The 11,599-nt window shown below is 39.2% G+C and carries 14 protein-coding genes and 1 pseudogene; 9 read left to right on the forward strand and 6 right to left on the reverse strand.

Going from position 1 to position 11,599, the window contains the following annotated elements:
- Positions 1 to 85 precede the first annotated feature (85 nt).
- Positions 86 to 757 (reverse strand): DUF3885 domain-containing protein, encoded by a 672-nt coding sequence (locus QY97_RS18030; protein WP_039233102.1) that lies wholly within the window; start codon positions 755 to 757, stop codon positions 86 to 88.
- 88 nt (positions 758 to 845) lie between these two features.
- On the opposite strand from QY97_RS18030, the gene QY97_RS18035 reads away from it, so the two are divergent.
- From QY97_RS18035 to QY97_RS20570, 8 genes are all read left to right on the forward strand, one after another.
- Positions 846 to 1,043, forward strand: a complete 198-nt coding sequence (locus QY97_RS18035; RefSeq protein ID WP_039233104.1) for a hypothetical protein — start codon at positions 846 to 848, stop codon at positions 1,041 to 1,043.
- 26 nt (positions 1,044 to 1,069) lie between these two features.
- Positions 1,070 to 1,543 (forward strand): hypothetical protein, encoded by a 474-nt coding sequence (locus QY97_RS18040; protein WP_156994552.1) that lies wholly within the window; start codon positions 1,070 to 1,072, stop codon positions 1,541 to 1,543.
- A gap of 33 nt (positions 1,544 to 1,576) precedes the next feature.
- A complete protein-coding gene (locus QY97_RS19705) occupies positions 1,577 to 1,954 on the forward strand; it encodes a CPCC family cysteine-rich protein (protein WP_052717132.1) in 378 nt (125 codons plus the stop codon).
- 43 nt (positions 1,955 to 1,997) lie between these two features.
- Positions 1,998 to 2,453, forward strand: a complete 456-nt coding sequence (locus tag QY97_RS18050; RefSeq protein ID WP_039233121.1) for a DUF4275 family protein — start codon at positions 1,998 to 2,000, stop codon at positions 2,451 to 2,453.
- Positions 2,454 to 2,756: 303 nt separating this feature from the next.
- Positions 2,757 to 3,197 carry a hypothetical protein gene (locus QY97_RS18060; RefSeq protein ID WP_039233110.1) on the forward strand — a complete coding sequence of 147 codons (441 nt, stop codon included), beginning with the start codon at positions 2,757 to 2,759 and terminating at the stop codon, positions 3,195 to 3,197.
- A gap of 84 nt (positions 3,198 to 3,281) precedes the next feature.
- The gene (locus tag QY97_RS20905) at positions 3,282 to 3,620 is read left to right on the forward strand and encodes a hypothetical protein (protein WP_229731556.1); all 339 of its coding nucleotides are present in this window, start codon (positions 3,282 to 3,284) and stop codon (positions 3,618 to 3,620) included.
- Between the two features lie 81 nt (positions 3,621 to 3,701).
- Entirely contained in the window at positions 3,702 to 3,962 is a 261-nt protein-coding gene (locus QY97_RS20910) for a DUF3888 domain-containing protein (protein WP_326497385.1), read from the forward strand.
- 283 nt (positions 3,963 to 4,245) lie between these two features.
- A complete protein-coding gene (locus QY97_RS20570; RefSeq protein WP_156994550.1) occupies positions 4,246 to 4,386 on the forward strand; it encodes a hypothetical protein in 141 nt (46 codons plus the stop codon).
- 86 nt (positions 4,387 to 4,472) lie between these two features.
- On the opposite strand, the pseudogene istB reads toward QY97_RS20570, so the two are convergent.
- Together istB and istA are read right to left on the reverse strand one after the other, a co-directional pair.
- A pseudogene (gene istB / locus QY97_RS18070) lies at positions 4,473 to 5,192 on the reverse strand (IS21-like element helper ATPase IstB).
- Positions 5,189 to 6,685 (reverse strand): IS21 family transposase, encoded by a 1,497-nt coding sequence (gene istA, locus QY97_RS18075; RefSeq protein WP_232506383.1) that lies wholly within the window; start codon positions 6,683 to 6,685, stop codon positions 5,189 to 5,191. The pseudogene istB and the gene istA overlap by 4 nt, the downstream one beginning before the upstream one ends.
- Positions 6,686 to 6,970: 285 nt before the next feature.
- Between istA and dhaK the strand changes: the two genes are divergently transcribed.
- Positions 6,971 to 8,734, forward strand: a complete 1,764-nt coding sequence (gene dhaK / locus QY97_RS20165; protein ID WP_039233113.1) for a dihydroxyacetone kinase subunit DhaK — start codon at positions 6,971 to 6,973, stop codon at positions 8,732 to 8,734.
- Positions 8,735 to 9,035: 301 nt separating this feature from the next.
- Here dhaK and QY97_RS18085 read toward each other — a convergent pair whose 3' ends face one another.
- The 3 genes from QY97_RS18085 to QY97_RS20915 all read right to left on the reverse strand — a co-directional run bounded on the left by QY97_RS18085 (position 9,036) and on the right by QY97_RS20915 (position 11,345).
- Positions 9,036 to 9,929, reverse strand: a complete 894-nt coding sequence (locus QY97_RS18085; RefSeq protein ID WP_046128813.1) for a phosphatidylinositol-specific phospholipase C/glycerophosphodiester phosphodiesterase family protein — start codon at positions 9,927 to 9,929, stop codon at positions 9,036 to 9,038.
- Positions 9,930 to 10,198: 269 nt separating this feature from the next.
- Positions 10,199 to 10,729 carry an ECF transporter S component gene (locus QY97_RS18090; protein WP_039233115.1) on the reverse strand — a complete coding sequence of 177 codons (531 nt, stop codon included), beginning with the start codon at positions 10,727 to 10,729 and terminating at the stop codon, positions 10,199 to 10,201.
- Positions 10,730 to 10,973: 244 nt separating this feature from the next.
- Positions 10,974 to 11,345, reverse strand: a complete 372-nt coding sequence (locus QY97_RS20915; protein ID WP_232506385.1) for a hypothetical protein — start codon at positions 11,343 to 11,345, stop codon at positions 10,974 to 10,976.
- Positions 11,346 to 11,599 lie beyond the last annotated feature (254 nt).

Raw genomic sequence — 11,599 nt, forward strand, 5'->3', positions numbered from 1 at the left:
AGCCACCTTTGTATGGGTATTTCCTTTTTTGGCTCCAAATAAGGAAAATAATTAAACTGAAAATTTAAATATTATTCATGCAACACTAGTGAAATATCTTATCAATCTGTTCTCGGTCATAGTCTAAAATCCAATCATTTAGTTCTTCATAGAGTGAATGTAAATCTTCTTTGTTTGAGGCGATAACGTCACAGCCTCGGTCATCGTATAAGTGGTAAATCATTTTTCTGGAGACATTTATAAAGTAAATATCCACACCATTTCTGGGAAATCCCTTTAAAATTTGGGATGGATGTGGAAAGTCCTCATAACTAATAGCAGTTAAGAGCGGTTTATAACGAATGTCGCTCTTTTCACAGGACAGAGCAAATCGGTGCGTGACCATTTCTTCATAATCTTCACCGTCTTCATCTTCTAAGAAAACACTTGGTAACACCTTATGTTGCAGTTTTCGTCTTAATTCCTTGTTTTTTATATATTTTTGATAGACCTTTGTTGGTCTCTTTTGTAAAAAAGTATCGTTCTTTTCACAATGAATGTCAGCGACCAGTAACATTTCATCGTTATCATGAAAAACTTTATTGAATATACCATTATTTCTTTCTTCGATTTGCTGAAGATTGTCCCTATCTTCATGTTGTACCCAGGGCATAGAAATTTCAAAACGGATACCGTATTCCCAAGAATAAAATAGTGGCGGTCTTAAGGGTATATTATCAAAATGCTCTTTCATGAATTGGGATAGAATGTTTATCATATTGGTCCTCCAAATAATCTATAGTTAATAATTGCGTACTTTGTAAAAATAGGATTTGAGGTAATATTGGTTTAGGAGATGTCTATAAATGTCAGATATAAAATTGTTCACAGCTATTTATATTCCAGAAACACCGTTTGTAAAAGAGGTATTAAAACCAAAAAGTAAAAAGAAAAATAATTTTGATTTGCTGGAAAGCGAAAAAATAGCGGATGCTCTTTATCATTTTATTTATAAAAAGGATGAAATACAAATATACACAGCTATTATTATATTGGGGATTTAGAAGATGCCTTGGAAAGATATTTATTTGTGGAGAACAATGATTTATATGATGACTTTATTTCGCAGTTTTGGGGTTGTGGACAAAGGTATTGGGAGAGTGGTATGGACACCTACTTAGATATTTGTAGCCCTGAAACCGTACTTGAACAGCTAAATCAAGCATATAAGAATCGTTTTTATGAAGAGGATGAACCGACCCCTTTGTGCCATATATTTGGACAACAGATGTGGCATAGTAATGCCTATCTTATTGCTAATCGGACAGCTTTAATCGAACTAAGAGAAGCAATTGATGTTGCATTAAAGCATAAAGAAGTAAGGTTAGGGTTATCCCCTTCAGATGGTGAGGGTTACGATTTATTTATTAAATGTGTTGAGGATGATTTTGAATGGGAAGAGTTAGAAATGCCATATCACGATAGAGATTGTTATGTACCTGATGAAACGGTAGGAATTCCACCACACAAGGCATTTAAGCAGTATAAACGTCATTTGCGTTAAAAAAGGTTAATCTGAATAAAGGGAGAGATTAGATTGAAGCGTGAAAAGTGTCCTTGTTGTGGCTTTCCAACAATCGAAGAACGGAGAATATTTGATATATGTGAACTTTGTCATTGGGAAGACGATGGACAAGATGATCCATATGCAGATGAAATTTGGGGTGGTCCAAATGGTGATTATTCCCTTGCAGAAGCAAGAAAGAATTTTAAAGAACACCTCATAATGTATCGAGATAGGAGAAATATAGAAAATCAAACCGATAAAGAGATTGAAATAAAAAAATCTATAATAAGTATGTTTGTTGAATTAGACAAGTGCAAACCTGATTCGTCAGAATATGAGGCACTTTGGAGGAAGATAAAGTCATACGAAAAGATTTTAATGGATATTTTGTATGAAACATACGGTTAGCAAGTTGAGTATATAAAAAGAGGGTGTCATGTTGGAAAATATGATGGATTTAGTTTCTTCAATGAGAATGAAAAAAGTAAGAGTGATAGAAATACCTAAGCGGGGGACATATCTACGGAAAAAATGGGAAGATAATTTCGTAAACCATCTTAATGATAAGGAAAAGAAGACTATTTTTCTGCATGACCAAGGTGATTTTTGTGGTTATCTATGGCATGTATTTAGTTATGAAAAAAAGAAATGCTTGAAAGAAGAACAGGCAGACATTGCATTTAACAAAGAGGCAAAAAAGTCCTGTTATGTTTTTTACCAGCACTCCGACAATGCTTTTATTCTGGAAAATGCTTCAACTTTAACAGCCGAGGACTTTGTAAATGAGGAAGATGTTTACGTAGTAGATAAGGGGTTTAATTGGAATTATGTAAGAACTCATGAAACAGGCTGGTGCGGTCCGTATTTCAGTAGGAAAGACAAGCCAAACTTAAGCTATATGGATTGATTAGCAGTCAATCGTGATGACATTGATAGTTAAAATTGACGGATATTATCACCAAGTTTTAATTAAAGGGAAAAGGTGTTCAAAACAGGAACTTATGAAAATGTACATAAATGCCAAAGCTCTTACTTCAGATATTTTAAACCTTCCAGCTATATTTTGCCGAATTAACTGTTTTGACCAGCTTGCCTATAATGAGGACATGGAGGTTGTTTATGTAATTGATACCGACACCGATAGAATATATAAACCGTCTTATTAAGTGTGCAACTCTGCTCACCTTGATGATAGAGGGGAGGAAATAGCTTGAAGGTTATATTTTCGATATTAACAATTTTATGTATTGCAATCGCCTTAATAGGTTGCCAATTACAACCAGGAGAAACAATGGTTCTTTTAGATGAAAAAATATCAGAAATTAAAATTTCAAAGTCGAATGGAACAGGAGAAATGAATGAGGAGATTATTCTATCGATTAAAGATGATGAATCATTAGATGTTTTTGAAAAGGCGATTACAACTGCGGTCAAACAACCAGGGGAGGTTAAAATATCTGAACCTGATTACGATGTAATGGTGGAATACGAGGCAGACGAAGGGGGATTGCCTACACATGGAATGCACTTATGGTTAGGGAAAGAAAATGAGAAGAGTACATTGATGTATATAACGGATAGCTCCACTGTTTATCTTACCTCACCAAACATAACGAAGGAGTTAAGAAGATTAATACTTTCAGAAGAATGAACGTAATAGGTTTGCAAAATTGAATTATAGATACTTTCATTTTGGGAAGGATACCTACTGAGAAAGTAGGTGTATGATATACGGATGAAATTATTCATTTCTCTCTGGATGGTCTTGTTAATCAATACTGCTACTGTTTATGCAAATCAAAATGTACATGACCAGAAATTCATGGATAAGTATTATTTTGACGTGGACTTAAAGGGAGTAAAGGATATTTATTTTTTTAGGGAGTTTCCTTATTATGATGAAAAAGGAGACATAACTCCTTTAGGAAAGGCATTCCTATCAGTTTTAACATCAGACGTATGGAAATGGGTAAGAGAACCAAGAATCTATATTAAGGAAAATATTGCTTTTATTCATGTAGTTAAGTTGGATGGTCTAAATATCTTGTACACTTTAAAAAAAGAAAATGACTAGTGGAAAGTTGTTAAAAAGGAATCGAAAAAGCTCCAAACTGTAGGAAGTGAAGCAGTTCTTGAAAAGGCATCTTTAAGGTCAATAGGGCAAGAAATATTGGAAGCGACAAAAACATATTATGGTGAATCAAGGCTCTTTGATTCGGAACGGGTTATTGATATCGTTCGTGATGAATTTGATGATAAATATGATATTACGGTTCAAATAGTCACATTTGAGGGACCAAGAATGCCACCTTATGGTTTCGATACAATCACACTGCGAGTGCCTGGATTTGAAGTGATAAAGTATGAGCATAAAGATGTTTCGGATATTACAAAACTTCCATTAGAGGCAAATTAATCTGGTTATGATAAAGAGGACTGGAGTGGGGTTTCCCTAAACCCTTTAATCCTATCCTCTGTACTTACTATGTAGAGGAATATTAATGTACTGACATTCATAACAAACCCCTGTCATAATCAAAACAAAGTTCTGATATGCCTGTGGAAAACGTGTGGACAAAGGCAGGAATCAAAAGCAAGAAAGAAGGGTGGGAACAGGAGTTCCATCCTTTTTTGCATGAATAAAAAAACAGGATAAACCTTACGGTTTCAACGTTTGAAAGAAAGAGAGAGGGGTTCTTATGAACCCCAAAAGCCTGAAAAAAGAGAGAGAAAATGCAGGAAAATACCACGACATTATTTTAATAAATAATAAAGTTGTGGTAAAAAAAGTAGAGAAAAAAATCGGGAAAATGCAGAAAATGTGCGGAACTTTATTTTAAATGGAATAAATTAGGGTGTATTTGGCAAGCAAAAAATGTTGTAAACGGCAATCAAAAATGTTGCTTGCCAACAATCCTTCAATTCTTTAATTTTGCAATAAAGATTCCTTCATTCGGTTACTAGGTCCTTTAAATACCACTAAGTGAGAATGGTGAATTAATCGATCTATAACAGCTTCTGTCAAAATCGGATCACCAAATACATGATTTCACTGACCAAACTGAAGGTTAGTAGTTATAATAATGCTTTTGGTTTCATAACACATTGAGATAATTTGAAATAATAATTCTGCTCCTTGTTTATGTAAGGGAATGTAACCTAACTCGTCCAGTATCAGGAGATCCAGCTTTTCAATCTTTTTAAAAATCTTATTGAGATTTCCTTTATCATTCGCCTCTAATAATTGATTGACTAATGATGCCACTGTATAGAACTTTATCGGCTTGCCATACTTATGTATGGCATTTAGCCCAATGAGTGTCGATAAAAATGTTTTCCCAGTCCCAACCCCACCATAAAAAATGAGGTTCTCTTGTTTCTCCATGAATTTTCCGTCCAGTAAGTATTCTTGATTTAGTCCCTTTGCTAGAACGATTTCACTCCAATCAAATGGCTTTCCAGATGCATTAGGGAGTCCTGCTTGGGCAAGTAAGAGATTGGTCTTTCTTTCTTCACGTTGCTGAATTTCTTTTTCAAAAAGCTGGAGTAGAAACTCTTCATTCGAATTTGCTTTAATCTCGTGGTAATGCTCTCTTGCCCAGCTTAACTTCAAGCGTTTGGCATACTCTTGAATTTGTGTATTCAATTTAATTCAGCTCCTTTCAGAAGCTGATTATAATGCTCTAAACCTCTTGCTGCTTCCGGCATATTTGGTAATGGAAGTTTAGGGTGTATTTCTGGGCGAATTCCTCGGCCATTAATGAGCTGATAGAATACCTGATTAATCGATTCGACTGAAGGATGACCATGTTCGGATGCAATGGTTAATGCTTCTGTAATTCTAGTAAAATCATGGTCTTTGAGTACCGTTGCGAGTAATCTCAAAGCCTCTGACTTCTCTGTAACCGTACATGAGTTTAAATAAGTTTGCCATTCATCAGGAAGTTGCTCATAAAAACTCGTATATTTGAGTGCCATAGGACGTTTGGCCATTAAGTTCAAGTATGGCTGCCACTTGATAGACTTTCTATATTGGCCATATAAGCGTGAATGTCTTATTATCAATTCATGATCATCTGTTAAAATATCAATGGTATTATACGAAATCCTTATTAGAACCTTATTTAAAGCATACCTCGGTGAGGTAGAGTATATGTTTTTCTCTACCTTTATGTAACCATATTTATCGGCTTTCAAAGTTTCATATCTAACACATTGGTATTCCTTGCTTGGCAATACTAAAAAGGCTTTCTGATCCTCCTTGAATAATTCTGAGATTAAGACTTCCTTTTCATAATGTTTTCGTTGCCGGTCATTCTCTGCCTTCTCCCACAGATTTTTGTTCAGTTCATCTAAATCCAATACGTGAAGGCTAGGCAATAAATAATTATTCCTCACATATTTCACCATGGATTCAACGTGGCCTTTTTCATTGCCACTATTAGGATTACAGAATTCACACTCAAATCCATAGTGCAGAACGAAGTTCTGGAACTCCTCAGTTAATTGCCGTTCGCCATTTGGCAATACTTTCTTTACGGCAGTTGAAAGGTTATCAAATCTTATCCTTTTCGGAACTCCCCCCATATGGTGAAAAATTCGCTTTAACCCTTCCAGAAAGCATTCTTTGTTTTGTGAAGGGAATACTTGAAAATAAAAGGAATTGCTGTATGGGAAAGACAAGACCAGATAGGGTAGAGTAATCTGTTCTCCTTGATATTTGAATGGTGCCTCCTCAAAATCCACTTGTGCTGAACCCGGCTTGGTCTCTAACGGTATTGCAGCTTGGTCTGCTTCATTTAACAGCTCCTGCTTTCGATTAGAAACATAGTTTCGAACTGTCCGATCAGAACCCTTAAAACCAAACTCTTCTTTTAACTGTTCCCATATTCTCTTAGCTGTTCTACGAAACTTCTTCTTCTGTTTAAAATCCTCTAAAAGCCATTCATCCACTATGTGTTTGACCGGATCTATTACTGGAGAAGGTCTATATTGTTTTGGCTTTTCCTCTGGACTAAAATCCACCTTTTCTGCATACTTTTTAACTGTTCTATAATCTCTGTTTATTCTTTTTGCGATCTCCGAATAACTATGCCCTTTGTTGTTTGCTTCATGTCTGATATAATTAATCTCGGCCACTGCCAACCTCTCCTTAAATACCTCCTGCGTCAAATTACCCAACAGGAAGTGTATTGATTTTTGGGATTGTTGGCAAGTGGTCTTTTTAATTTGTGCAGTACCTACGGCACTGCACAAATTAAATGCCATAACCTACATTTTTATGATGCCATAAACAATTAGGGAGCGTAGGAATGAGGGTTTAAGAGAGATGGAGTAGCAGGACATTATTTTTACTGAACAAGAGCATAACTCGTAGATAAGCACATATTTATCTAAGGAAAAATCGCAGGAAGGGTGTTAGCGATGAAGAAAATAATCAATAAACCGGAAGATGTTGTACGGGAGATGTGCAAGGGAATGGTGCTTGCCCATCCCGAGCTTGAATGGCTGGAAAAGTATACCGTCATTAAAAAGAAACGTATGAATAAGGAGAAGGTAAGCTTAATCAGCGGAGGCGGCAGCGGACATGAGCCGGCTCATGCAGGGTTTGTCGGCAAAGGCATGCTTGACGCTGCGGTATGTGGAGATATATTCGCTTCTCCTTCTCAAATACAGGTATATCAAGCCATCCGTGAAACAGCTGGCAACAAAGGAACGTTATTAATTATTAAAAATTACAGCGGTGACATGATGAACTTCAAAAATGCCGCCTTTCTAGCTGAGGAAGATGGCATTCCCGTTGACTATGTAAAAGTAGATGACGATATTTCCGTCCAGGACAGCCTATACACGGTAGGAAGACGCGGGGTTGCCGGTACGGTTCTCGTTCACAAAATTGCCGGAGCTGCCGCAGAGAGAGGCTATGAACTTTCCGAGGTGAAGGCCGCCGCAGAAAAGGCAGTTGCCAATGTGAAAAGCATCGGCTTTGCCTTCACCTCTTGTACGGTTCCGGCGAAAGGGACGCCTACCTTTGAGCTTGCAGAGGATGAAATGGAATATGGCGTGGGGATTCATGGAGAGCCTGGAATTCGCCGAGAGAAAGTCATTCCTGCTGATGAGCTGGCAGAAAGAATGGTAACGGCCCTTCTAGAAGAATTAAACATCGAAGGCAATCAGGAGGAGATCGCGGTTCTTGTGAATGGATTCGGCGGCACCCCTATTCAGGAGCTTTATGTATTGAACCAAGCTGTCGTGCGGGAATTAACTAAGCGAAATGTCCGGATCGTACAGCCTTTCGTTGGAAACTACATGACAAGCATCGATATGGCAGGCGCCTCGTTATCTGTTATGAAATTAGATGAAGAACTAAAGAGCCTTCTGACCGAAGTGTGTGATACTCCTGCACTTAAGATTCATGGAGAAGTTCCATATGTGACTTATGAGAAAGTTGTTGAAGCAGACAAGGAAAACAAGCCGGTTTCTTACGAGGTAGAAACCAATCGGGAATTTGCGAACCTTGCAGAGGATACGGTTACCTTAGAGAATATTGTTTTCATGGTCGATCAGATGAGTGAATGCATTATCCGGAACGAGGTGCCTTTCTGTGAATTAGACGCTCATGCGGGTGATGGTGACTTTGGCATGAGTGTAGCGAAAGGGTTCAGACAGCTAAAAGCTGAGTGGCATGAGATTATGGAAACGAAAACAACGGACATAGGTGCTTTTCTAGAGGCGTGCTCTCTTGTCATTATGGAGCATTGCGGCGGAGCATCCGGTCCGATCTGGGGATCGGCCTTTCGAGCAGCCGGAAAACATGCAGGAGCTAAAACGTCTCTTACCCGTCATGAATTTGCTGATATGATGCAAGCAGCAGTGAAGGGTGTACAGGCTACGGGTGAGCGTTCCTTTGGCCGCGGTGCTGTAGTTGGAGATAAAACGTTAATCGATGCATTGGTGCCGTATGCAGATGCATTAACAGCCGGGGCCAATGCTGGCGACAGCGTAAAAACGATGCTGACCAACTCGGCAGAAGCTGCTGTAAAAGGAGCCAAATCAACGGAGCAGATCGTGGCCCGCATGGGACGTGCTGGCACAGTCGGAGACCGAAGCCTTGGTTATCCAGATGCAGGTGCCCATGCCTTAGGCGTTATTTTTACTGAAGTCGCCGAAGCCATGAACGAAGTGTAATGTTAATTACGGAGTCTTTTTATGTAAAAAGGCTCCTTTCAGACTGTAGACAATTCGATGGAAATCGAGCGTCTACAGTTCTTTTATTTTGTCTGTAAACGAGGGCTGTTGATTTCCATTCCAATTAACAAAAGTAATCAAGTTAGTATAGCTTTTCGAAAAAATATAATCGTATGCATGGTAGGTATACGATTAAGCGAACATAGGCATGGCTCTTTTCATAACTTTAACTTTGTTTATTTTTTAACTGATAGGAAAGCCCCTTCGAATCCCTATATATTCGAAGGGGCGTTTTAATGAATTATTTTTGCTTCGTCTCTTCCCAAGTAATATGGGGTTCGGCAGGCTGAGGATCGTATTCGGTTAGAAATCCCTGCAAGCCGGCTAAATCATCCGTGTTGATGAAATCAACACCCGCTTTTAAAAGCTCCTGCCAAATTGCCTCTCTTTGAGGTGTTGGAAGGTCGGGCGTTGCCCAAAAGCGGACTTTTTGTCCGTTTGCGTGAGAAGTTGAAACGATCGTATAAAGCTTCTCTCTTTCTGCTTCCGGCATTTCACCACTGCCTGTCCAAGTGAAGTGGTTTGTCCAGTTGTCACTGATGATGGGCATAAATTCATTGGAAACCTCTGTGCCAAAATCACTCATGCGCCCGTCGTAGGCAGCATAGCGCACTTTTTGATTTTCCATTAAATCACGAGGACGGTTCCCTGAGATATAAACAGTGACCGCACCAGGCTTAACTCCGCCGGGAGTGAATTTCGTTAACATGCTTTGATACTTTCGAAGCTGTTTGTGGATCGCTTGATAGGTCTCCGCGCCGTCCGATTTAATGTCAATCCAAAGGATGAATTCATGCTTATAGCCAGGATGAATAGAGCCGCTATTTTTCTTTGCTTTTTCCATTAATGGATCCAGGTAAAGAGATTGCAAGGTACGGTTCGGATCAACATCTTCCTTGTCATGAGCAACGAGCAGTTCCCCATCGACTAGCCAGACATCCGATTCCACACTGGTAAAGTCATGGCTTAAAGCATCCAATAAAGGCCGATCATGTTCATAATCGTTGTGAGCATGCGCTTTTGCTAATGGTAACACATCTTCTTCGCTCTCTTGTGCAGCCGCCGCAGGTACATTAGTTAAAGGCGAAACGAGAGCAGCGAAGAGGAGGGTAAGCAGTAATCCCCATTTTTTCATACAATGTTTCCTCCCGTTAGAAAGATTTCATTTACCATGTTAAAGCAAAGAAGCTCAATTTCGAGGCCAGTTACCAAAGCTTTACAATGATTAACAACACAACTATAAATTATTAACTATTTAAAGAAAATGAAATATATGAAGGCTAATTTTTCTATCTAGGATGGAGAAAAGACGCTTATTAGACATAAAAAGGCTCCCTCTCAAAGCAGCATGCTGGTCTTCACCTGTCCGCTTAAGAGGGAGCTCATCGTTCATATAGTTTGTTCTTATATCCGTCCAATAATGTCCTTCAGACGTCCAGCGATTGGGATGACGATGATTCCGGCTATGAGAACCTGCATTACGTTTCCAGGGATGGAGCCGAATGGCAGAATCCAGTTACTATAGAGAATTACTTCGGTAAAATAGTAGCCTACGACTTTTATAATTAACGCAACGGCAACGGCTAGTGCATAGACAAGCACTCTTTTGCCGGGAATCTTTTCAGCGATCAGACCAGCTAGATAACCCATAGCACCTACAATGATAAATGTAAAAGGTGCCCATGCAGCCCAGCCGGAGATAATGTCGAAAAAGGCCATTCCAAAGGCGCCTGCGATGGCTCCGGCTTTTTTGCCGTAAACAAAGGCGGCGATAAGGAGGGGCACGTTGCCTAGATGAATGAGGCCGCCGTTACCCATAATAGGAAGCCGTATATTGATAAACATAGTGGCTACGAGGGTAAGTGTGATGAAAAGTGCATGGATGACTAGGGTCTTTGTTTTGCGTGATGTGGTTGTTGATACTGTTGAGTCCATATGATGCCTTCTTTCTTTTTTCTTACTATCATACTCCTAACTGCGTACTTAATAAATACCTAAATAGTGTTTATTATCTGTTTACTCAGGTGCAAAATTCCAGCAATCACTAGTTAGCGAGAGTCCTATTCTGCAATGAGGTCAAGCATCTGCTGCCGGAGACCGACGTTTATGCGCTTCAGGATGCCAAAAAACCCCGAGCAATAAAAGCTCAAGGGTTAATGAGGATTGTTCAGAAAAAAGATTAAAATTGGTTCAATCCGTTGCTATTTTCGCTGGTCTGATTTTGCGCAGATTGCTGATTTTGCTGTCTCACTTCTTCTGCATTCGTTCCAGCGAAACCAGGCTGAAAAGCAGACTGGACTCCGGAAAATTGACCTGAAGCACTTCCTGCGGATTGTTGGAAGCTTTGTTGCGTCGGACTTTGCTGCTGATACTGCTGGATGAGCTGCTGAATTTGGCTCAGCTGCTGGGCCGCCCGTTGTTCAAGAGAAGCCAGCTGTTGATCGGATTGCTGCCCTTGCTGAAGCAGCTGTGCATTTTGCGTCTCCTGCTGTTCCAGCTGCTGAGCGATTTGTTTGATCTGATTAAGAATTTGTTGAGCCTGTTGTGGCATGTCGTAAACACTCCTTTCAAAAAGATACGTTTAATTTGCCTTTTCGCATCTAAGTTATTCCGACATTTTTATGGGGATTCCAAATAAGACAGGCAACTAATCCGTGTATACACATATGTTACTTTTTTACGGGAGCGAGCGATTGAAAAAGAGCGATCGTTTATGAAGTGACCCCCATAAGTTAGACAGGTTATTTCATTAGGCAATTTGTTGGGCATGAGTCCGGTATTGCACCGGGCTCATACCTTTTAATT

Origin of the sequence: Bacillus thermotolerans, from assembly GCF_000812025.2 — a bacterium.
GTDB classification, from domain to species: Bacteria; Bacillota; Bacilli; order Bacillales; family Domibacillaceae; genus Quasibacillus; species Quasibacillus thermotolerans.